Genomic DNA, 22,268 nt, shown 5'->3' with positions numbered 1-22,268 from the left:
GGGCGACGTTCTGCACGTCGGCAGCGACGCGTCGGTGCAGTTCGGCGCGGATCGCTCGCTGATCTTCCGAGTCATCAAAGTCTGCGACCGGCCGACGTACGAGGGCTGGGTTTGGCTGACCGGCTACTCACTCGATCGGGCGGGCAAAGCCCTGGACCGGCGAGAGATTTTCGTGCAGCGCGCCGGCTTGAAGCTTCTCGCTCCGGCTGCTGCTCTCGCCGCTGGTCGCACACCATCCACTCCCTCAAGCCCCACCGGGCAGAGCGCAGCGAGTCGGAAGGCCCGTACGACGGTTTCAACTTCGAGGAGCTTGCGGTGACCATGCATTCGGTTGGCGTGTTCCGGGCAGCATCGCGCTTGGCCCGGCTCTGCCCGGAGCAGGTGAAGCGAATTCGGTTCCGTCGCACCAAGCTCGGGCGACGCGGCTTGGCCGAAGAACAGGTCTACGGCTTTCTCCGTGCCGTCGTCGACGAGCTGACAGCGCGGGATGGCGTAGAAGCTGGCCTTCGAGCGGAGAACGCCCGCTTGAAGACCGCTTTGAGCCAGTGGCAGAGCAGCTTCGCCCCGAGACCGAGCCGGATGGCCAACGCGGGGCGATGGACAGAACCTGAGCAGCGCAGATAGCCTGTTGACAAGCTGAGTTGTCGTCTGGGGTGAAACGGTGCCGATCGAAGTTGCGCCGCCGAAGTACGTCGTGATCGTCAATGCGGTGCAGCAACGCATCCAGGACGGCACGTACCCGCCAGGCTCGATGCTGCCCAGCGAAACCGAACTGGTCCGCGAGTTCGGCGCCTCCCGACCAGTCGTCGTGCGAGCCCTGGACCTGCTGCGGCAAGACGGTTGGATTGATAGCCGGCAGGGCAAGGGGCGCTTCGTCCTCGGTCGACCCGCTGACGCTGGTCAACGGCAGAGAGAGCGCCGTTACGGCGTGTTGGAAGACGACGAGCGTTTCGGCTCCACCCTGCTCGCTGCCGGCGAGGTGCCCGCCCCTCCTCGTGCAGCGGTAGCGCTGGGCTTGGAGCCGGGCACGGTAGTGGTCGCGCGTCGCCGCGTTATCGCCGTCGAGAGTCTCGGCCCGGTCGAACTCGGCACGGCCTACCTCCGACCCGACTTGGCCGCTGGGACAGGGGTGGGCGGTGCCAACGTTCTTCCCGAAGGGCTGCTGCGGCACGTCGCATCTCGCAAGCGCGTGCGCTTCGACCACGTCAGCGAGCGGATATCGGCCCGTCTCCCTGACGCCGAAGAGGCGCAGCTGCTGCAAGTCGATGAGGGCGACCCGGTGCTGACAGTGCTCCTCTCCGTCTGTGATCGGACGGGGAAGCCGTTGCTGGCGGTGGATCTTCTCCTGCCGGCCCGCCGGCACGATCTCGAAGACGTCTACCCGCTCGACTAATCCAGGTAAATACCTCACTTGACAAGCTAAGTGAGCCGCGCTTATTTTTGATCCGACTTAACAAGTCAACTGGTTGAGTTGCTGTCAAAGATGGAGGTTGCGTCGTGGTTCCGATGACGTTGAAGGTGCCTGTCCCGTCCGAGTACGTCTTCCCCGCCGGGGCGCTGTGCCTCGGAGTGTCGCCGCAGATCGACTTTGAGCGGCGTAGTGAGGCGGACAACCAGGCGCGGGACAAGGAGACCGGGGAGCGGGTCTGGGTGGTCCGGGTGATGGACCTGGACCCGGAGGCCGGGAAGTTCGGCCGGTCGACTGAGGTGAAGGTAAAGGTGGTGGCGCCGCAGCAGCCGGTGCCGCCACCGTCGACGGTGCCGGGCTACCCGCCGGCTGTGGAGTTCGAGGGCTTGACCCTCACTCCGTACGTGGATTCGCAGCGGTGCAAGCCGGGCCGGTCCTCGGGTGACTGCCGCTCCCGCATGGCGTACTCCCTGCGGGCTACCGCTGTCCGTCCGGCGTCAATTGTGGCCGGTTCGGTGGCTGCCTGACCGGTTGCGGTTTTGCGCGCGGGGCGGGTCGTTTCCCCGCCAAGAGTCCCGGCCCGCTCCGCGCTCTCCCATCCCTCGTCTGATGAAGGAGGGCGTGATGCCCACCGTAGTTCACGCTGCCCTGGTCGTTGCCGTGCCGCTGCTGGTCGGCGCGCTGCTGATGGTCTTCCGCCCCCACCTGGCCGGCCTTCGGCACGCCTACCGGGAGGTGGAGGCGGTCGTCCGTTCGGCGCTGCGGCTGCCGCCAGCTCTTGGCTCGGTCTCGGCGATCCGTTGCCCCCGCTGCTTGAAGTGGGTGAAGCCGCGCCGGTTCGACCTGCGCCGGATGTCCTGCCGGTCTTGCGTCTCGACGCTGGGCCGTGGCCGTCGTGGTCAGGGCGGTGACCTGTGCCTCTGATCAACATCATTCCGGGGGACAAGATCCCCGTCGCGCCGATGAACGTGCGTCTTCCCGCGTGGCGGGTTCCGGGCTGGCTGCTGGTGTTCTGGTGGCTGGGTCGGGGGCTGTTCCGCCTCGCCGTGCTGGCGGCCCGTTATTGGTGGATCACCGTGCCTGCGGGCCTCGCGCTATGGGTGCGGGTCGAGTTCGGTGGCCTCGCCCTGGCCAGCGTCATCGCGGCGGTTGTCGCCGTCTGCGTGGTCTGGTGGCGGTGGCGCCCGTCGTCGTGGCTGCGATTCGGCTGGTACCCGCTCGTCGCTCGGATCCGCGCCCTGGTGGTGTACCGGCCTCGGTGGGCGTCGGTCATGGCTACCTGCGGGCTCGCGACGGTATTCGGCGGTGACCGGTACGTGCCCCGCCTGCTGCGGGTGCGCTGCGACCGCTACGGCGATGAGCTGACCGTGCGGATGCTGCCGGGCCAGATCCCCGACGACTGGGGGCAGGCCGCGGAACGCCTCGCCTACGCATTTCGCCTGCCCACCGGTCAGGCCCGCTCGACGGCCCGGCCGGATCGGGTGGTGGTCCGCTTGATGCGCCGCGACCCGCTTGCCGGCATCGTGGCGCCGCTACCGGTAGGCGACGTTCCGGACCTGGATGGGCTGCCGCTCGGCGTCCGGGAAGACGGACAGGCGTACCGGTTGCGGCTGACCGGTTCACACGTCCTCATCGCGGGCGCGACCGGTGCGGGCAAGGGATCGGTGCTGTGGTCACTGATCCGCTCCCTGGCCGGCGGCATCCGCTCTGGGCTTGTCGAGGTGTGGGCGTTCGACCCGAAGGGCGGCATGGAGTTGGCGGCCGGGGTGCCGCTGTTCACCCGGTTCTCCTACGACGACCCCGACGGTATGGCCGGCGTCCTCGACGAGGCCGTGAAGCGGATGCGGCTGCGGGCCGCCCGGCTGCGCGGGGTCACCCGCCAGCACACGCCGACCGTGGAGGAGCCGTTGCTGGTCCTGGTGGTCGACGAGTTGGCGGCGCTGACGGCGTACATCACCGATCGGAAGGTCCGCGACCGGATCAAGGAATCCCTCGGGCTGCTGCTGTCGCAGGGCCGCGCGGTCGGGGTGCACGTGGTGGCGGCGTTGCAGGACCCGCGTAAGGACGTGCTCCCGTTCCGGGACCTGTTCCCCACCCGCATCGGGCTGCGGCTGACCGAGCCGGAGCAGGTGGACATGGTCCTCGGCGACGCCGCCCGTGACCGGGGAGCCCTGTGTGACCGCATCCCCGAATCGTTGCCCGGCGTGGGATTCGTCGTCCTCGACGGCGTCCGCGAACCCGTCCGGGTGCGATTCGCCTACCTCACCGATGACGACATCCGCGAGCTGGGTCGCGACTACCGCCGACTCTGCGACACCGACGACGAGGGGATGACCCGGTGAAGACCAACGCAGACCGCGTAGAGGGCGTGGTCCTGGTGCTCATCGTCCTGACCGTCGGAGGGCTGGCCGGAGCGGCGTCGTTCACCCACGTGCACGACTGGACCATGGCCAACTCCCCGCCGGGTACCGGTGACTGGTTCGGCTGGGCCAACGCCGCCATCTCCGAACTTCTACCCCTCGCCGCGCTACTCACCATCCGGCGGCGGCGCCGCACCGACGGACCGATCGGGTACCCGATGTTCCTGCTCATCTGCGCCGTCGCCCTGTCCCTGTCCGCGCAACTCGCCGTAGCAAAGCCGGGCGTGTCCGGGGCGCTGCTGTCGGCCGTGCCGGCGCTGGCGTTCCTCGGCCTGTCCAAGCTCATCTTCTCCACCACCCCGGCGGCACCCGTCGACAAGCCGGTCGACGCCAGCGAGTGGGGTGACGCCTCGCCCGGCTATAACCCGGCCGACGGCCGGCCATCTGTCGACGAGGACCAGGCGATGACCGTCGCCGTGGAGGCCACCGACAAGCAGCCCCACCCGGTCCCCGTGACGCCGGTTCAGCGGCGGCCAGGACTGGTGCCCGTGTCAGCGACGGCCTTCACGCCCCGCAACAGCAACAGCTTCGACCTGGAGCAGAGCCGGTGAATCAACTCGAACTCATCCCCACGACTCCCGTCGAGCAGCCCCGCCCGGGATCCCGGGCCGACCGGCTGCGTAAACCCCTCGCGAAGGACGCGCTCAAGCAGCTCGCCGAACAGAACGGCGTCTGCGTCCGGCCCCTGGCCCTGCGCCGCACCGACACCACCACCGGCCTCACCGAGGTCGTCGAAGTGCCCTGCGGCGCGACCCTCGCCGTCAAGTGCAAGCCCTGCGCCGAGCGGGGCCGGCGGCTGCGCATTCAACAGATCCGCGAGGGCTGGCACCTCGCCGACGAACCCGCCGTGCGCCCCGACAAGCCCGGGGAAGACGTCCTCGCCCTGGTGCGGGTCAGGGCGCACCTGGAGTTCGAACGCGAAGCCGTGCAGTACCAGCCGATGACTCCCGACGAGCGGGCCGCCCACCTGGCCGAGATCGACGCCGCGATAGCCGAGCTGGACGAAGCCCTTGGCGAAACCAGCCTGCGCGGGCACCTCACGCCCAAGGACCGCGACGAGCGACCCCGACGCAAGCGATCCACCCGGCGGCGGCAGGACTCGCCCGACCTGCCCCGGTTGCCCGTTGACCCGCGCACCGTCGGCCGCGCCTACTCCGGCAAGGCGGGGAAGACCTACCGGCCGTCCATGCTCGTCACGCTCACCCTGGGCTCGCACGGGCCGGTGCACTCCCACCTTCGACGCGGCGCCTACATCGCGCCGTGCGAATGCGGCCAGCGCCACGGCCCTCATGACGACGTGCTCGGCACCCCCGTCGACCCAACCACTTACGACTACCGACGGGCGGCCTTGGACTCGATCCACTTCGCCCGAGTCCTGGACCGGTGGTGGCAGAACGTCCGCCGCGCCGCCGGCTGGAACGTTCAGTACGCCGGGGCCGTGGAGCTGCAACGCCGACTTGCCCCACACGCGCACTTCGCCATCCGGGGCACCCTTCCGCGTCGGCTGCTCAAGCAGATCGCGGCGGCCACCTACCACCAGGTGTGGTGGCCCCGCTTCGACGAACTGGCCTACGGGGTCGACAAGCCGCCAGTCTGGGAAGTCGACCGACAGGCGTACGTCGACCCGAAGACCCGCGAACCCCTGCCCACCTGGGGTGAAGCGCTCGACGCCCTGGAGGAACCCGACAGCCGGCCCGCCTACGTGGCCCGACTGGGTCGCATCGACGCACGAGGCATCGAACAAGGCACCACGGACGCCGAACGGTCGATCCGGTACGTGACCAAGTACGTCACCAAGGATCTGACCGACCAAGCCAAGCCCCGCTCAGACCCGCAGAAGGCGCACTTCGACCGGCTCCACGCCGAACTGTCCGTACTGCCGTGCTCGCCGACCTGCGCCAACTGGCTGCTTTACGGCGTCCAGCCCGACTGCGTCAAGGCGGGCTTGACCCCCGGCCGGTGCACCGGGAAGGTCCACCAACGCTCCACCCTCGGCTTCACCGGCCGACGCGTACTCGTCTCCCGACAGTGGTCCGGCAAGACCCTCGCCGACCACCGCGCCGACAACCGAGCCTGGGTGCGCGCCATCCTCGCCGGGGGCATGGCCGACACCGAGGACCAGGACCAGGCGGCCGACGACGCGGACGGGTCGAAGCGGTACCGGTTCGAGCTCGCCCGCCCCGAAGACCCCGACGTGCCGCCCCTGGAACACCGCCTCCTGCGCGCGATCTCGGCCCGCATCCGATGGCGAGCAGACCTCGACACCGCACGCATACGAACAGCCCACCCCGTTTCGGCAACCGATCAACCCGCCGCGCTCGCGGCATGAACCCCTCGGAGGAAACCTTGTCCATCGTCGTGCCGTTCGCGCCACGGCAGGCTGGCCCTCGGGTTGGCGAAGCCCATCCCCGGCCGGTCCGGGCGGTCTACACAGTCAAGGAAGTGGCCGTCATGTTGTCCCTGTCGGTCAGTTCGGCCTACGCCCTGGTCCGGTCCGGGCAGATCCCCGCCGAGCGCCTGGGGCGACGCTGGGTGGTGCCGGTTAGCCGCTTCCACGCCTGGCTTGACGGAGCATCCGGTGACCTTGCCGCCACCGGTACCGAAGCGCCACGCGGAGGTCGGTGATCGTGGGCTTCGTCATCAAGACTCCGGCGGGCACGTACCGGGCGAACTGGCGGGACTCGGCGAATCGGCAGAAGGCCAAGACCTTCCGCACCAAGAAGGCAGCGAACGCCTACCTCGCGGAGGTTGAGGGTTCTCTGAACAAGGGCACGTATGTCGATCCGCACGCGAGCAAGATGCGGTTCGACGAGTTCGTGGTTCGGTGGCTGGCTGGGCGGTCGGTGGAGGCTCGGACGAGCGAGCGGACGGAGTCGATGTTGCGAGCCCATCTGCTGCCGCAGTGGGCCGAATGGCCATTGGGGCGGATTGACTATCTGGCGGTACAGGAGTGGGTGACCAACCTCGGTCGGACTCTGGCGCCCTCGACCACGGCGAAGCACCTCGGGCTGCTCTCGATGATCATGCAGACGGCGATCCGGGCTCGGCTTCTCGCGGTCAACCCCTGCGAGGGGGTCCGGGTGCCCCGCAACCGGGCGGGTGAGGCTCGCGCGGGCACGATCAGCCGAGAGGCGTTCCTCGGCCGGCTGCTCCCCGCCGTCCCGACCGAACATCGGGGAATCGTCTGCGCCGCCGCTGGGGCGGGACTGCGCTGGGGTGAGTGCGCGGGCCTGCCGTGGGAGGCGGTGGACCTTGATCGAGGGCTGTTGTACGTCGCCCAGGTGGCCGTGGAGACCCACGACGGGATCGTGCTGCGGGCGTACCCGAAGAGTCGGGCTGGCGTGCGGGCGGTGCCGATGCCGCCATTCCTTGTCGACGAGCTGCGCCAGCGGCGCGGCCCCGCCTCGCCGGACGGCCGCGCGCTGGTCTTCGCCGACCGGGACGGCGGGCCGCAGCGGCGGTCGAACTTCCGTCGGCGGGTATGGCTGCCGTCGTTGGTGCGGGCCGGATTGTTCGGCCGGGTCACCGAGGTAGCGCCGAGCCGGTGGATGGCGGCATGGCCGGACCGGAACGGCCGGGAGCAGCAGGCGAAGTTTTCGACGGAGGCTGCGGCGGTGGCGCACGCGGCAGGGTCGGCAGTCGGCGGGCTGCGGTTCCACGACCTTCGGCACTCGTACATCACCTGGCTGGTGACGGACGGGGTGCCGGTCAACGTGGTGCAGCGGGTGGTCGGCCACGAGAAGGCGTCGACGACGCTGGACCGGTACACGCACACGCCCGAGGACTACGCCGACCGGGTCCGGCTGACCTTCGCTGACGATTCGCTGACTTTCCGCCCGTCGCCTCGACCGGCTGACCTGGGAGATGTGCCTTCAGCAGGTCGGGAGCGCTCCCCGGAAAGGGACGACCCCCGTCGGGGGGAGACGGGGGTCGTCGGAGGTTCGGCTCCGGGGGGGTCGAGCCGAACCACTCAGCGGTCACGGGGGGTGCAACCGCTGAGGGTCTGCCTGTTTCGGGGATGTGAAAGCTCGTCGTAGGGACAAGTCTGCCTGAGCGGACCCGTCACGTCGAGTGGTGCTGCCTCCACTCACTGCGAAAATCTCCTCGCAGAGTGTGAGCGTGATCACGCGGAGCGGAGAGCCCGCAGGTCTGAGGGGTGGCATGACCCCGGGCACCCGCCGACGATAGACCATCCGGCTAGACTTTCGCGCCGTGGGCCGAAGTGCCGCTTTCTTCGATCTGGACAAGACCGTCATCGCCAAGTCGAGCGCCCTGGCGTTCGGTCGGCCGTTCTACCGGGATGGGCTGATCACCCGGCGTGACGTGGTCAAGTCGGCGTACGCGCAGCTGATGTTCCGGCTGGGCGGCACCGACGAGCAGACCATGGCCCGAACACGGGACTACCTGGCTGCGCTCTGCAAGGGCTGGCAGGTGGAGCAGGTCCGTCAGATCGTCGCGGAGACGCTGCACGAGCTGATCAACCCCTACGTGTACGCCGAGGCAGCCGCCCTGATCGTGGAGCACCAGGCGGCTGGGCGGGACGTGGTGCTGGTGTCGGCGTCCGGCGAGGAGATGGTCCGGCCGATCGGTGAGCTGCTCGGGGTGACCGACGTGATCGCGACCCGGATGACGGTGGAGGACGGCCGGTACAGCGGCGAGGTCGAGTTCTACGCTGCGGGCCCGAGCAAGGTCGAGGCGGTCACCGAGTTGGCCGCCGCCCGGGACTACGACCTGGCTGATTCGTACGCCTATTCCGACTCGTACAGCGATCGCCCGTTGTTGGAGTGCGTGGGCCACCCGAGTGTGGTCAACCCGGACCGGCAGTTGCGCAAGCTGGCTTCGGAGAACGCGTGGCCGGTGCTGGAGTTCCGGCACCCGATCCCGCTGGGCCGGCGGTTGCGGGAACGGCCCGCCGTTCCGGTGGCCGCGGCGGCTCTGGGGGTCGGGGTGGGTGTGGCCATCGGCATCGCCTGGTACGGCCGTCACCGCCGAACCCGAGCCGCCACCACCGCCTGACACCACCCGTCCAACTGCTCAGGCGGCGGCGAGGATCTCGTCTCCGATGGCGGTGAGCTGGTCGGCGGCGACCTCGACGGCGGCCATGTAGTGCCGTAGCCAGGAGCGCAGCCCGTCGGGGGTGCCGGTGGCGAAGGCACCGGCCGCGCCGACGTACTCGGGCTCCCGCTCGCGGTGCCCGACGTCGACGGCGAGCAGGCCACGCGGGTCGAGGCCACTGGCGAGCAGCACCAGTCGGGCCGCCCCCCGGGCCACCACGCCGGACGGCCCGGCGAACGGGCGCAGGTTCAACAACTCCCCGTGTACGACAGCGGCGAGCACCAACGGGGAGACCTTCGTGCCGCCGGCGACGAGGCCGGCCAGCCCGTCCAGTCGGGTGGCGACCACCGGGTCGGCGACCGGGCGGCCCAGCTCGGCCTCCGACACCAGGTCCCGTGCGGCGAGCACGTGCAGCTTGGCGAGCGCCTGGCGGGGTGCCTTCGGCCACAGCTCGCTCAGGCCCGGCAGCGCGCCGGCGACCCGCAGCGCCCCCTGGAGCACCGGGTCGGTGACGGTGCCGGCCCGGACCGCCTCCCGCTCGTGCCCGGCCCCTTCGAGGGCCGCGCTGGCGACAGCGGAGCGCAGGCTGACCTCGGCGGCGACCTGTCCGCCGTGCCGGCGCAGCGCCCGGTGCCCGAGCGCCTGGTCGAACTGCGCGCGGGCCTGCTCGACGGCGGCGGCGATGTCGGCGAGAGCGAGCAACGGGGCGAGCGGGTCGGTGGTCACCCCGCCACGCTAACGACCCGGCCCGGCGCGTCGGGCCGCACCCGCCCGCAACGCGACCCGGACCACCCGCCCGGCGCGGCACCTCACCCGGCGCAGCTTCGCCCCCACCCGCCGCGAGCCGCCTCGGCGCGGCCACGGCCGAGGAGGGCCTGCGCGCCTTGCCCGGCCGCACAGCCGACCCGCTGCGGCACTTCCGGCAAGGTCAACACGGGTTCCTTGAAGTTGGGGTGTCCGCCTGGCTTGGACACCGCGATTTCCGTGAATCCGTGTTGATCAAGGCCTCCCGCGCGGCGGGGACAGGTGGGACGGGCCGCCGGGCGCGCCCCGGGGGCCGCTCGGCGCGAGGCAGTGGGCAGCCGTGGCCGGGCGCAGGCCCCGCGACTACCCTCGTGCCATCGAGACCCAGGTCACCCCGAGGATGAGGAGTCACGGCATGAGCGAGGCATTGGCCAATCTGCTGAACGAGACGCGCCAGTTCCCCCCGCCGGCCGAACTCGCCGCGCACGCCAACGTCACCATCGACGCGTACGCCGAGGCTGAGGCCGACCGGCTGGCCTTCTGGGCGAAGCAGGCCGATCGGCTGGCCTGGTCGAAGAAGTGGGATGAGGTGCTCGACTGGTCGAACCCGCCGTTCGCGAAGTGGTTCGTGGGTGGGCAGCTCAACGTCGCGTACAACTGCCTGGACCGGCACGTCGAGGCGGGCCGGGGCGACAAGGTCGCGATCCACTGGGAGGGCGAGCCGGGCGACACCCGCACCATCACGTACGCGGACCTGCACGAGCTGACCTGCCGGGCGGCGAACGCGCTCACCGACCTCGGGGTGACCGCCGGCGACCGGGTGGCGATCTACCTGCCGATGATCCCGGAGGCGGCGGTGGCGATGTTGGCGTGCGCCCGGATCGGCGCCGCGCACAGTGTGGTCTTCGGTGGCTTCTCCGCCGACTCGTTGAGCAACCGGATCCAGGACGCCAGCGCCAAGGTGGTGATCACCGCGGACGGTGGTTACCGGCGGGGCAAGCCGTCGGCGTTGAAGCCCATTGTGGACGAGGCGGTGGCGAACTCCCCGTCGGTGGATCACGTGCTCGTGGTCCGCCGCACCGGCGAGGACGTGGCGTGGTCGGAGAAGGACCACTGGTGGCACGAGACGGTGGAGACCGCGTCGCCCGAGCACACCGCGCAGCCGTTCGACGCCGAGCACCCGCTGTTCATCCTCTACACCAGCGGCACCACGGCCCGCCCGAAGGGCATCCTGCACACCACCGGCGGCTACCTCACCCAGGCGTCGTACACCACGCACGCGGTGTTCGACCTGAAGCCGGAGACGGACGTCTACTGGTGCACGGCCGACATCGGCTGGGTCACCGGGCACTCCTACATCGTGTACGGCCCGCTCTCCAACGGCGCCACCCAGGTGATGTACGAGGGGACCCCGGACACGCCGCACAAGGGCCGGTTCTGGGAGATCGTCGACAAGTACGGGGTGAGCATCCTCTACACCGCTCCCACGCTGATCCGGACGATGATGAAGTGGGGCGACGACATCCCGGCGGGCTTCGACCTGTCGTCGCTGCGCCTGTTGGGCAGCGTCGGCGAGCCGATCAACCCGGAGGCGTGGATGTGGTACCGGGAGCACATCGGCCGGGGCGAGCTGCCGGTGGTGGACACCTGGTGGCAGACCGAGACGGGCGCCATCATGATCTCGCCGTTGCCGGGGGTGACCGCGGCCAAGCCGGGCTCGGCGATGACGCCGCTGCCGGGCATCGTGGCCGACGTGGTGGACGACCAGGGCCAGTCGGTGCCGAACGGTGGTGGCGGCTACCTGGTGCTGCGCGAGCCATGGCCGTCGATGCTGCGCACCATCTGGGGTGACGACGACCGGTTCATCGACACGTACTGGTCGCGTTTCCAGGGCATGTACTTCGCCGGCGACGGTGCGAAGAAGGACGACGACGGGCACATCTGGCTGCTCGGCCGGGTGGACGACGTGATGTTGGTGTCCGGGCACAACATCTCGACGACCGAGGTGGAGTCGGCGTTGGTGTCGCACCCGTCGGTGGCCGAGGCGGCGGTCGTCGGTGCGACCGACCCGACCACCGGTCAGGCGATCGTCGCGTTCGCCATCCCGCGGGGCAGCACGGACATCGCCGGCGAGGCGGGTGAGCAGCTCATCGCCGACCTGCGCAACCACGTGTCGAAGACGCTCGGCCCGATCGCCAAGCCGCGGCAGATCATGCTGGTGCCGGAACTGCCGAAGACCCGCTCCGGCAAGATCATGCGACGGTTGCTGCGGGACGTGGCGGAGAACCGCTCGCTGGGCGACGTGACGACGTTGCAGGACTCCTCGGTGATGGACCTGATCTCCTCGGGGATGAGCGGTACGAAGTCCGACGAGGACTGACGGTAGGCGTACTCATTGGAGGGTGGCGGTCTGTTCGGGCCGCCACCCTCTGTCATGTCTTACGGGTGCGGGTTGCGCGGCACTGCTGGTGTCACATCGGTCGGTCGGGGGAGTCGGGGAAAGCTGAACGGGCACAGGCATCGGCCACCACTGTCCTTTCGGCCGGTTGTGCTTTAGGTTCACGCAGGTTGGAAGAGTTCGACACGCATCACTTCGATGGTCGACCACGCCAACGTCCTCCTCCCCATGCCCGAGAAACGGAGCGGCATGAACCACAAACCGCAGTCCAGGACGCGGCGACGACTACTCGTCGCGCTGCCCGTCATCGCCCTCGCGGCCACGTCACTGACCGTGAGTGGCAGTGCGGCAGCCCAGCCGTCGTCCGGCACCCCCCAGGCGGTGATCGGCGCGGACGAGCACTACATCAACTACGCCGAGCCCGAGGTGCAGCCGGACACCACCGGCCGTGAGGTGAAGGGCAAGGGTGGCATCTACACCCCTGCCGCGGAATCCGCGCGCGCGTTCGACCAGAAGCACGCCCGGGGCAACCCGGTGACCGCACGGCAGCTGGCCAAGGACGAGGCCAAGTCGCTGAAGACGGGTCAGAACCCCCGCAAGTTCAAGAAGGCCCCGACCACCCAGACGGCGAAGCTGCTGACGCTGCTGGTGGAGTTCAACGACAAGGCCAACGACGACTTCACGAACGTCATGGTCCCCAAGACGGTGTTCGAGGACCGCACCTGCGTCCCCGGCTCGGTCCAGAACGGCCCGAAGCACAACAAGATCGCGGACCCGGCGCGCCTGCCCCACGAGGACAACAACTCGATGTGGGTGCCGGACTTCTCGCCGCAGCACTACAACAAGATGCTCTACAGCAAGAAGGGCATCACCGAGCGGGTCCGCACGGACCTGAAGGGCCCGGACGGCAAGAAGGGCATCGACCTGTCCGGTCGCACCATGCACAACATGTACCTGGAGATGTCCAAGAACGCGTACACGGTGGACGGGCAGGCCAGCCCGTGGATCACCGTGCCGCACTCGGAGGGCTGGTACGCGGCCAACCGCTGCTTCCAGGACGAGACCGGCGCGTGGGTTCCCGGCCGTGAGCAGTCGATGAACGGCCACCCCGACAACCCGGCCGGCGCGGGCCGCCTGGCGACCGACGCGATCGACGCGCTCGTCGCGAAGGACCCGACCTTCCCGTGGGCCGACTACGACATCGAGGACCAGGCCGACCGCGACGGTGACGGCAACGTCTTCGAGCCGGACGGCGTGATCGACCACCTCGTGCTGGTGCACGCCGGCCAGGGCAAGTCCCGTGGCGGCGGCGACCAGGGCGTGTACGCGGTGTGGGCGCACTCCTCCACGGTCGCCGGTGGCTACACCATCCCGGGCACCAACCTGAAGGCGTCGAACTACATCGTGCAGCCGGAAGACGCCGGCGTTGGTGTCTTCGCCCACGAGTTCGGCCACGACCTGGGTCTGCCGGACCTCTACGACACGTCCGGCAACGCCGACTCCGACGTGGACTTCTGGGACCTGATGGCCTCGGGCTCGCACTCCGGTGAGATCTTCCAGGCGCTGCCCACGCACATGGGCATCTGGGACAAGTGGGTGCTCGGTTGGGCCGACCCGCTGACCATCCGCCCCGGGTCGAACCCGCGCGAGGTGAAGCTCGGCCAGACGTCGCGCACCCCGATCGACTCCGAGGACGGCATCAAGGTCGACCTGCCGGACAAGGTGACGACGCTGGCGACCCCGCACAGCGGCACGAAGATGTGGCACAGCAACAACGACCAGGAGTGGGCGGACGTCAAGCTGAGCCGCTCGGTCGACGTGCCGGCAGCCGCCGACTCGAAGTTCTGGATGTGGAACAACTACATCATCGAGGAGGACTGGGACTACGGCTTCGTCGAGCTCTCCACCGACGGCGGTACGACCTGGACCGAGCAGAAGGTGTACGACGAGGGCGGCACGGTGGTCACCACGCCGGACGGCTACCCGGACCCGAACGGCCGGATGAACGACTTCGGCGGCAAGAAGTACGGCCTCACCGGCAGCACCGACGGCTGGCGGCACGACTACGTCGACCTGTCGGCGTACGCCGGGACGACGGTTCAGGTGCGGCTGCGTCTGGCCACCGACGAGGCGTTCGAGGAGCGCAACTGGTTCGTCGACGACTTCTCGGTCACCGGCGGCGGCGCCACCACCTGGAGTGACGACGTCGAGGGCGGCGCCAACGGCTGGACGGCCACCGGCGGCACCTTCGTCGACACCACCGGCGCGGGCTGGAAGGTCTCCAGCGGCACCGAGGTGCACGCCCAGTACTACCTGGCGGAGTGGCGTAACTTCGACGGCTTCGACAAGGGCCTGCAGTACGCCTACGACACCATCTACTCGCACGAGGCGTGGAAGGTCGACCGGATCTCCTACAACGCTCCGGGCATGCTGGTGTGGTACCGGGACACCGCGCTCGGCGACGTCAACCACGTCACCGGGCAGATGACCGCGCTGCCCAGCTACGGCGCGAAGGGCGGCCTGCTCATCGTCGACTCGCACTTCGACCCGCTGCGCCGTACCGGCGAGGCGGCGGTGAAGGACCCGTCGGTGACCGACAACCTGCCCAGCCGCCCGCAGTCGTCGAACGCTGCGTTCACGCTGAACCGGACGTACCCGTTCACCGAGTGCCTGGAGGCGGCCGACGAGCCGTACAGCGCGTACTGCACGAAGTTCAAGGGGCTGCCGCCGGTGAAGGCGTTCACCGACGCCAAGGGCTGGTACCCGGGCATCGAGATGCGCGACGGTGCTGCCTACGCCCGCGACAACGACGCGTCGGTGGTCCTGCCGTCGCGTAACAACGCGCCGTACACCACCCGGGTCACCAACCCGGACGGCAGCCCTGCGCCGGAGTTCTACGGCGTGACCCTGGGCGGTGGCGCGATCGTGCTGGGTACCGGCAACCCGGGCGACGCCGGCGTGAACTACGGCGTCTCGCTGACGATCAAGAAGGCTGCCGGGGACAACTCGTCGGCCCAGATCTACGTGACCCCGGCAAAGAAGTAACTGTTTCACTGCTCGACAACTGACTGTGGGGCCGGTGGCGGAGACGCTGCCGGCCCCACTGTCTTGCGCGCGGTCAGATTGATCGAGAAATGTCGTTGTATACGGTCATGGCCGCACCCGCGCTGCTCAGCGCGGCTGATGAACCGGCGGGGTGTGACGCTGAAAAGCATTCCCAACAAAATCTTGCAACAAATCGACGCGTTCGTCTTCCCACCTGTCCCGCCAGTAACTATGTTCACCAATGGTCCCACTAGTGGGATCGATCTCCCACCGGCCCGTACCCCCGTTGGGCCGGTTCCCTCACACCGGAGGTACCACGTGCGCAAAGTCGCAGTGGGTCTGCTCGGGCTCTCACTGACGGCGACAGGCCTGGCGTTCGGCCCGTCCGCCTCGGCCGCCCCGCAGCCCAAACTGCCGGCAGCGGCACCGGCCGCTGCTGAACCACAAGCGCTGAAGGACGAACTCCCCGACAAGCTCGAGGACAAGCGCCGCGCGCTGCGTGAGCAGGGTCTCGCCGACGTGCTGAGCGGGCGCAGCAAGCCGATCGAGCGCAACGGCAGCACTGTCGTCAAGGTCGGCCAGGTCGGCAAGACGGCCACCAACGCCAACGCGCGCTCCGCCGCTGGCGCTCAGGCGACGAAGGACCAGTACGTCGAGCTCAAGCGTGAGCGGACTGACAAGATCTTCGTGATCCTGGCCGAGTTCGGTGACGAGCGGCACCCGTCCTACCCGGACAAGGACATGAACCCGGACGTCGCCGGCCCGGCGACGTTCGATGGGCCGCTGCACAACAAGATCCCCGAGCCCAACCGGGCCGTGGACAACTCCACCATCTGGCAGCCGGACTTCAGCCCGGACCACTTCCGCCAGCTCTACTTCGGCACCAACCCGGGCGACGAGTCGCTCAAGCAGTACTACGAGGCGCAGTCCTCGGGTCGCTACACCGTCGAGGGTGAGGTGACCGACTGGGTCAAGGTCCGGTACAACGAAGCCCGCTACGGCCGCTCCGACGACCCGAAGGCCGACGACGACCCGACCGGCGATCCCGCCGTGTGCGCCGACAACGTCTGCCCGAACACCTGGAACCTGATCCGCGACGCCGCCACCCAGTGGGTCGCCGACCAGAAGGCCAAGGGCCGGACGGACGCGCAGATCGCCACCGAGATGAAGTCCTTCGACCAGTGGGACCGCTTCGACTACGACGGTGACGGCGACTTCAACGAGTCGGACGGCTACATCGACCACTTCCAGATCGTCCACTCCGGCGGCGACCAGGCCGACGGTGACCCGCAGCAGGGTGAGGACGCGATCTGGAGCCACCGTTGGTCGGCGTTCAACAGCTCGCCCGTGGGCCCGCCGAACTTCCCGATCGGCGGCACCCAGATCGGCAACACCGGCGTCTGGATTCGCGACTACACGATCCAGCCGGAAAACGGCGGTCGTAGCGTCTTCTACCACGAGTACGGCCACGACCTGGGCCTGCCGGACGACTACGGCCCGGCGGACAACAGCAATGAGCACTGGACCCTGATGGCCCAGAGCAGGCTCGGCGCCAAGAACGACGTCGGCATCGGCGACCGGGGCGGCGACCTCGGCGCATGGAACAAGTTCCAGCTCGGTTGGCTCGACTACGAGGTGGTCGTGGCGGGGCAGAAGCGCACGATGGAGCTTGGCCCGCAGGAATACAACTCGAAGAAGGCACAGGCCGTCGTTGTCGTGCTTCCGAAGCGGGAGTACACCTTCAACTACGGCGCGCCGTTCGAGGGCTCGAAGCAGTACTTCTCCGGTAACAAGGACAACCTCGACGGCACCATGACGAGGACGTTCGACCTCACCGGTAAGTCCGCGGCGGCGCTGTCGCTCAAGGGCAAGTACAGCATCGAGGAGACCTACGACTACCTCTACTTCGAGGCGTCGACGGACGGCGGTCAGACCTGGGCCGACCTGGACGGCACGGTCAACGGCCAGCCAATCGGCGTCGACGGAGCCGGCCGCCCGGCTCTCGACGGCAGCAGCAACGGCGCGTGGGCCGACATCAACATCCCGCTGAACTCGCTGGCCGGCAAGGTGGCGCAGGTCCGCCTGCACTACGTCACCGACGGTGGGGTCTCCGAGGGCGGCTTCTTCGGTGACGCGATCACCGTGACCGCCGACGGTCAGACCGTGCTCAGCGACGGTGCCGAGACCGACGCCGGTTGGGCGCTCGACGAGTGGGAGGTCGTCGGTGCCACCTACACCGACGAGTTCGACAACTTCTACATCGCCGGCAACCGGTCGTACGTCTCGTACGACAAGTACCTGAAGACCGGCCCGTACTTCTTCGGCTACGCGAACACCCGCCCGGACTGGGTGGACCACTACGCGTACCAGGAGGGCCTGCTCATCTCGTACTGGAACACCCGCTGGGACGACAACAACACCGCCCCGGCGTCGCCGACCAACCCGGGTGGTCACCCGGGTGAGGGTCGCAACCTGTACATCGACGCGCACCCGCGCCCGATCTACAACCTGACGGGGGCTCCGTGGCGGGCCCGCGTCCAGATGTACGACGCACCGTTCAGCCTGAACAAGGCGGACTCGTTCACCCTGCACCTCAACAGCCAGCCGCAGTACATCCGTGGCCAGGCCGCTGAGCCGCTGTTCGACGACACCAAGAAGTACTTCTACGAGGAGCTGCCGAACCACGGCGTCAAGCTCCCCGCTACCGGTGTCAAGATCAAGGTTCTGGAGCAGGACGGCACCTCGATGAAGATCCGGGTCAGCTGACCACTGATCCCGCACCAACAGCGACGCCCGGGCAGGTCATCTGCCCGGGCGTCGCGCTTTGTGCGCAACCCTCCCGGATGACCCGGACCCTGTTTCCGGGGACGGTCGAGCCAACTCCCCCGGGCCCGATCCGGGGCAACCCGGGGCTTTCCCCTGTTCAACGTGACCGCCAGGGTCGCCTGCGGCAACCGGGTCCTAGGCTGTCTGCCATGACCGACCAGCGCGGCGGGGCCGTCGACGAGTCCTGTGTCCTCACCGAGGGGCCGTGGACGCACCGTTTCGTCGGCGCCAACGGCAGCCGGTTCCACGTGGTCGAGGGCGGCACCGGGCCGATGGTGCTCTTCCTGCACGGCTTCCCAGAGCACTGGTGGGCCTGGCACCAGATGCTGCCGGCGATCGCCGACGCCGGCTTCCGGGCGGTCGCCGTCGACCTGCGCGGCTACGGGGCGAGCGACAAACCACCCCGGGGGTACGACGGCTACACCCTCGCCGCCGACATCGCCGGACTGATCCGGGCGCTCGGTGAACGGTCCACGACGATCGTCGGCAGCGGCCTCGGCGGCATGGTGGCCTGGACGGTGGCCTCGTTCCACCCGTCCCTGGTCCGCCGGCTCGTCGTGCTGGGGGCACCGCACCCGCTGCGACTGCGCGCCGCCATCTTCGCCGACCCGCGCGGGCAGTTCACCGCGTCCACCCCGGCGTTGAAGTTCCAGCTACCCCGCTACGAGCACGTCCTGACCCGCGACGGCGCCGCGGCCGTCGGCGAGATCATGCGCCGCTGGGGCGGCCCACAGTGGGTGGCCGGTCCGGACTTCGAGGCGTACGCCGAGCGGTGCCGGGAGGCGATGTGCATCCCGCAGGCCGCGTTCTGCGCGCTGGAGGGTTACCGCTGGGCGTTCCGCTCGCTGCTGCGACTGCACGGCTACCGGTTCGTCCGCCTGATGCAGAAGCCGCTGTCCACCCCGACCCTGCAGCTGCACGGCGCCCTGGACACCGCCTCCCTGCCCCGCACCGCGCTGGGTTCCGGCCGGTACGTCGTCGCCCCGTACGAGTGGCGACTGCTCGACGGGGTGGGGCACTTCCCGCACCTGGAGGCACCGGAGCTGGTGCTCGGCGAGATCCTGCGATGGGCGAAGACCTGACCGGTCAGACCCGCTGCTCCCGCAGGTCGGTGACCTCGGCGGCCGGTGCCCAACCCTGGTAGACGCCGAAGTCGAAGACCTCCAGCCGCATCGCCTCGGCCACCGGCCAGCGACCACCGGTGTATTCCACCCGCAGCCAGGCGTCGTGCTCGCCGAGCACTATGAACGGCTGCCCCTGCCAGGTGCAGGTGGTCCGCACGTACGCCAGATCCTCGATCTCGCTCGCCGGCAGCACCCGGACGTAGCGGCCCGCGCGGACCTCCTCGAAGCCCTCACCCGGCTCGGGCTGGTAGAGGCGGATGTCGTCGCCGTCCGGGCTGGCCTGGTATTCCCGGCCCCGCCAACGGGCCACGTAGCCGTCGCGCATCACGCCTCCCCGACCCGTCGCCAGGTGACCGAGTCGGTGTCCAGCTCGGCGACCACCCGCTCGCTGCCGTCCGCGCCGATGCGCCAGAGTTGGGCGCCGTGCGGTAGCCGTGCGCTGTCCACCTTGAACTCCGCCACCACGTCGCTGCTCTCACCCGGGGCGAAGCCGTTGCCCCGGAACGGCGGGCGTTCGATGACCCAGCCCTCCATGGCCCGCATGGCCGGCTCGTTCTGACCGCCGTACGGGATGCGGTAGAGGCTCGGTCGGTGCGCCGGCCAGCGCAGCACGTAGATCTCCTCGGCGTCCTGGGCGAACGGCGAGCCGGGGTAGCTCAGGCCCAGTGCCTCGTGCAGCTGAGCCGGTGTGCTCAGGTGGGACAGCTCACCGGCCCGGTGCACGAACCCGGACACCCGGTCGTACCCGCGATCCAGGTAGTACGCGAGCTGGCTGGGGGCGATCGCCTTCTGCATGACCGTCGGCCGGGCCGGGTCGACCGCTGCGGGGGCGTACCGGGGACGGGCGGCGGGTTCGGCCACGGCCGGCGCTTCCACCTGGTCCACTTCCAGGTCGTCCCCGAGCCCCACCTCGGCGGCCCAGTTGGCCAACGCGACGATCTGCTCGCCGGGCAACTTGGCACCCACCGGCGTGCCCGGGTTGACGGCGAACGACCAGTCCTCGTCGGGCCAGCGCCGGATCAGTTGCGCGAACTTCACCCGGACCGTGTCGATGTCCCCCTCGACATGGTCGGCGAGGCGCTCCGACGACGTGTAGACCACCACGTACGTCTCGCCGTCGAGCTGCCCGGTACGCCAGACGAAGCCGGGATCCCCGGGGCGGCTTCCCCGCGCCGAGTCCGGTGCCGCCGGCAGCAGCACCCGAGCCAGCAACAGGGTGGAGAGGAACGTGTCGGTGCTGCCCGAGCCGGCGGCATTGAGCAGGTCTTCCTCGACCGTGTTCGCCGGCTCGAACTCGACCGGTGGCGGCTCGTCGGCAGGCGGGTAGGGGCCGTCGTCCGCGGTCATGCTCTCGCCGCCGGCCGGGCTTCCCGACGAGCCCCCGCTGTCGGAGCGATCGTCACTGAGCGGGGCGTCGGCCCCCAGGTTGCCCACGCCATCGCCGACAGCGCCGGACTCCGCCGGAACCACGGGCTGTGGGACGGACGGGCCAGGGGCGGACTGATCGGGGCTGAAGGACGGGGGTGCGAACGGACCGGGGCTGGCGAACGGCGGCGGGGCGGCCTCAGCGGGGCTGGGGGACGCCGTGAACAGGCCCGGATCGGAGGACGCCGTGCCGATCGGTGGTGGCGCGGCGGCCTCGGTGGGGCTGGGCGACGACGGACCGAACAGGCCCGGACCGGGGGGCGTCAAGCCGAACGGCGGCGGGGCGGCCTCGGCGGGGCTGGGCCGCCGGGGCGCGTCGACCGGCCCGCTGCTCTCGACCGGGTCGGTGAGGTCGCGGGACTCGATGATGGTGCCCTCGATGACGATGGGCGTGAAGCCTCGGCGCGGCGCAGGCGGCCCGGAGACCGGTTCCGCGACGGACACCGGCAGATCCTCCGCCGGCTCGAACCGGCCCGGCCGGTCCTGGGGAATCGCCTGCGTCTCCTCAGCCGATGCCCGCCCCGGCGCACTGGTCGGGCGAGGCTCACCGCTCACCCGGAACGCGCGGGTGGGCTCCTCGGCCAGCGGTTTGTGCCGGCGCGGCGGCAGCGGCTGGGTGATCTCCTCGCCGGACGACGGCGCGTCCATCCCGCGGGGCGCGCCGAGGCCGCCCTCCGGCCGTCGTACCGGCTGGGTGGCGGCCGGGTCCGCCGCCATCGGAAAGGCCCGTGTCGCGGTCTCGTCGGCCGGCGCATCGGCTGGGCGGCGGCGAGGGAAGGGCTGGCTGCCTCGACCGAACCGGGTCGGCGGGGCCGCCCGGTCACCGGGGCGTCCCCCGCTCGCGGCCGGGTCGCGGGCCGGAGTGGGGTCGAAGAAGGAGCGCCGAGGCGCGGCCTGGGGGCCACCGTTGCCGTTGGTCGGGGCGGGGCCGTCGACGTCGCCCGGCCGGGTCGCTGCCGGCCAGCCTGCACCCGGCCCAGCCTGGTCGGTGGTGGGGCCGGCGGTCGCCAACGGGGTGAACCGGGACGGCCGGCCGGTGCGGGGCAGTGCTCCGACGCCTGGGCCGGGCCGAGGCGGTTCGGTCGGGTGCCGCTGACCGGCGGCGGGCAGGTCCTCCTCGCCAGGTCGGCGCGGCGGCTCAGCAGTGGCGGGTGGCCGGGGCGTCGGACCCGGCACCGGCGGGGCACCCACCCGAGGGCCCGGGCTCCGCACGGGCCTTCGGGGTGCGAGCGGAGCGCTCTCGGGCGCGGACGAGGCCACCCCCGTCACGGGAGGTGATCCAGCGGCTGTGGCAGCGTCCCGCGGTGGCGCGCCGGGCCGGGTGCGGGCCAGGGTCTCGGCCCGCTCCAGGCGAGCGCGGGCACCCATGGCACGGCCGGGCAGCCGCACGTCACCTCGGGACAACTGCGACACGAACCAGGCCGGCAGGTAACCCTCGACCGGCAGACCCGGATTGACGGCGAGCCACCACTCGTGGTTGGGCCAGCTGGCCGCGAGGTCGGCGAAGGGAATGCGCCGGTTGCTGCCGGCGTGATCGCCGAGGCAGGCTCGCAGTGCGGCGGCGGAGGTGAAGGCCAGGACGTGGGTCCGGCCGCCGGTGGTCCAGGTGCCCCATCCGGCAGGTGGCTGGCCGGGCTGCGTCGGCGCGGAGACCGGCAGCAGCACATCGGTGCGGGACAGGAGCCGGAAGTAGAGCTCCTGGTCGTTCGCGCGCAGCGCGTCGCGCATCGCCACCTCGGCCTCCGTGGCCGGTTCCCATGCGGTCACGGCCACCTCCCCTTCCGAGAACAGGCCACAGGTATCGCGTACAACCTACAAGGTGG

At 70.0% G+C, this 22,268-nt stretch carries 17 protein-coding genes; 14 read left to right on the top strand and 3 right to left on the bottom strand.

All coding sequences use genetic code 11. The features are described from left to right. Positions 1-321 precede the first annotated feature (321 nt). From ABZU43_RS03020 to ABZU43_RS02975, 10 genes are all read left to right on the top strand, one after another. Entirely contained in the window at positions 322-624 is a 303-nt protein-coding gene (locus ABZU43_RS03020; protein WP_355005186.1) for a DivIVA domain-containing protein, read from the top strand. Between the two features lie 37 nt (positions 625-661). After that, positions 662-1,393: a GntR family transcriptional regulator gene (locus tag ABZU43_RS03015; protein ID WP_355004879.1), complete on the top strand. Its 732-nt coding sequence runs from the start codon at positions 662-664 to the stop codon at positions 1,391-1,393. A 104-nt stretch (positions 1,394-1,497) separates the two neighbouring features. Then, positions 1,498-1,935 (top strand): hypothetical protein, encoded by a 438-nt coding sequence (locus ABZU43_RS03010; RefSeq protein WP_112681399.1) that lies wholly within the window; start codon positions 1,498-1,500, stop codon positions 1,933-1,935. A gap of 97 nt (positions 1,936-2,032) precedes the next feature. After that, entirely contained in the window at positions 2,033-2,332 is a 300-nt protein-coding gene (locus tag ABZU43_RS03005; RefSeq protein ID WP_355004878.1) for a hypothetical protein, read from the top strand. Continuing rightward, positions 2,323-3,750 carry an FtsK/SpoIIIE domain-containing protein gene (locus tag ABZU43_RS03000; RefSeq protein ID WP_355004877.1) on the top strand — a complete coding sequence of 476 codons (1,428 nt, stop codon included), beginning with the start codon at positions 2,323-2,325 and terminating at the stop codon, positions 3,748-3,750. The genes ABZU43_RS03005 and ABZU43_RS03000 overlap by 10 nt, the downstream gene beginning before the upstream one ends. Next, positions 3,747-4,379: a DUF2637 domain-containing protein gene (locus ABZU43_RS02995; RefSeq protein ID WP_355004876.1), complete on the top strand. Its 633-nt coding sequence runs from the start codon at positions 3,747-3,749 to the stop codon at positions 4,377-4,379. The genes ABZU43_RS03000 and ABZU43_RS02995 overlap by 4 nt, the downstream gene beginning before the upstream one ends. Further along, positions 4,376-6,157, top strand: a complete 1,782-nt coding sequence (locus tag ABZU43_RS02990; protein WP_355004875.1) for a replication initiator — start codon at positions 4,376-4,378, stop codon at positions 6,155-6,157. Before ABZU43_RS02995 ends, ABZU43_RS02990 begins: the two co-directional genes overlap by 4 nt. Further along, entirely contained in the window at positions 6,073-6,453 is a 381-nt protein-coding gene (locus tag ABZU43_RS02985; protein WP_355004874.1) for a helix-turn-helix domain-containing protein, read from the top strand. Before ABZU43_RS02990 ends, ABZU43_RS02985 begins: the two co-directional genes overlap by 85 nt. 2 nt (positions 6,454-6,455) lie before the next feature. Then, positions 6,456-7,865, top strand: a complete 1,410-nt coding sequence (locus ABZU43_RS02980) for a site-specific integrase (RefSeq protein ID WP_355004873.1) — start codon at positions 6,456-6,458, stop codon at positions 7,863-7,865. 175 nt (positions 7,866-8,040) lie between these two features. Continuing rightward, positions 8,041-8,844: an HAD-IB family hydrolase gene (locus tag ABZU43_RS02975; RefSeq protein WP_355004872.1), complete on the top strand. Its 804-nt coding sequence runs from the start codon at positions 8,041-8,043 to the stop codon at positions 8,842-8,844. Positions 8,845-8,862: 18 nt separating this feature from the next. Here ABZU43_RS02975 and ABZU43_RS02970 read toward each other — a convergent pair whose 3' ends face one another. Then, on the bottom strand, positions 8,863-9,609 hold the full coding sequence (locus ABZU43_RS02970) for an oxidoreductase (RefSeq protein ID WP_355004871.1): 747 nt from the start codon (positions 9,607-9,609) through the stop codon (positions 8,863-8,865). 433 nt (positions 9,610-10,042) lie between these two features. Here ABZU43_RS02970 and acs point away from each other — a divergent pair, with 433 nt between their 5' ends. The 4 genes from acs (at position 10,043) to ABZU43_RS02950 (ending at position 18,978) form a co-directional block, all read left to right on the top strand. Continuing rightward, entirely contained in the window at positions 10,043-12,007 is a 1,965-nt protein-coding gene (acs, locus tag ABZU43_RS02965) for an acetate--CoA ligase (protein ID WP_355004870.1), read from the top strand. Between the two features lie 267 nt (positions 12,008-12,274). Further along, on the top strand, positions 12,275-15,070 hold the full coding sequence (locus tag ABZU43_RS02960) for an immune inhibitor A domain-containing protein (RefSeq protein ID WP_355004869.1): 2,796 nt from the start codon (positions 12,275-12,277) through the stop codon (positions 15,068-15,070). 333 nt (positions 15,071-15,403) lie between these two features. Next, complete coding sequence (locus ABZU43_RS02955; RefSeq protein ID WP_355005185.1) at positions 15,404-17,836, top strand: immune inhibitor A domain-containing protein; 2,433 nt, start codon at positions 15,404-15,406, stop codon at positions 17,834-17,836. A 209-nt stretch (positions 17,837-18,045) separates the two neighbouring features. Continuing rightward, positions 18,046-18,978 carry an alpha/beta hydrolase gene (locus ABZU43_RS02950; protein WP_355004868.1) on the top strand — a complete coding sequence of 311 codons (933 nt, stop codon included), beginning with the start codon at positions 18,046-18,048 and terminating at the stop codon, positions 18,976-18,978. Positions 18,979-18,982: 4 nt separating this feature from the next. Here the strand turns inward: ABZU43_RS02950 and ABZU43_RS02945 are convergent, their stop codons facing one another. Both ABZU43_RS02945 and ABZU43_RS02940 read right to left on the bottom strand, forming a co-directional pair. After that, complete coding sequence (locus tag ABZU43_RS02945) at positions 18,983-19,348, bottom strand: hypothetical protein (protein WP_355004867.1); 366 nt, start codon at positions 19,346-19,348, stop codon at positions 18,983-18,985. Beyond that, a complete protein-coding gene (locus ABZU43_RS02940; RefSeq protein ID WP_355004866.1) occupies positions 19,345-22,212 on the bottom strand; it encodes an SseB family protein in 2,868 nt (955 codons plus the stop codon). The genes ABZU43_RS02945 and ABZU43_RS02940 overlap by 4 nt, the downstream gene beginning before the upstream one ends. Positions 22,213-22,268 lie beyond the last annotated feature (56 nt).

This window comes from Micromonospora sp. NPDC005205, from assembly GCF_040608275.1.
Taxonomy (GTDB): domain Bacteria; phylum Actinomycetota; class Actinomycetes; order Mycobacteriales; family Micromonosporaceae; genus Micromonospora.
The sequence above is the reverse complement of the archived record's forward strand: the minus strand, read 5'-3'. Positions and strand labels throughout refer to the sequence as shown.

Bases quoted from the DNA above. Each gene is read 5' to 3' on its own strand.
- ABZU43_RS03020 (WP_355005186.1), top strand. From the start codon at position 322: ATGCATTCGGTTGGCGTGTTCCGGGCAGCATCGCGCTTGGCCCGGCTC.
- ABZU43_RS03005 (WP_355004878.1), top strand. From the start codon at position 2,033: ATGCCCACCGTAGTTCACGCTGCCCTGGTCGTTGCCGTGCCGCTGCTG.
- ABZU43_RS02985 (WP_355004874.1), top strand. From the start codon at position 6,073: ATGGCGAGCAGACCTCGACACCGCACGCATACGAACAGCCCACCCCGT.
- acs (WP_355004870.1), top strand. From the start codon at position 10,043: ATGAGCGAGGCATTGGCCAATCTGCTGAACGAGACGCGCCAGTTCCCC.
- ABZU43_RS02960 (WP_355004869.1), top strand. From the start codon at position 12,275: ATGAACCACAAACCGCAGTCCAGGACGCGGCGACGACTACTCGTCGCG.
- ABZU43_RS02950 (WP_355004868.1), top strand. From the start codon at position 18,046: ATGACCGACCAGCGCGGCGGGGCCGTCGACGAGTCCTGTGTCCTCACC.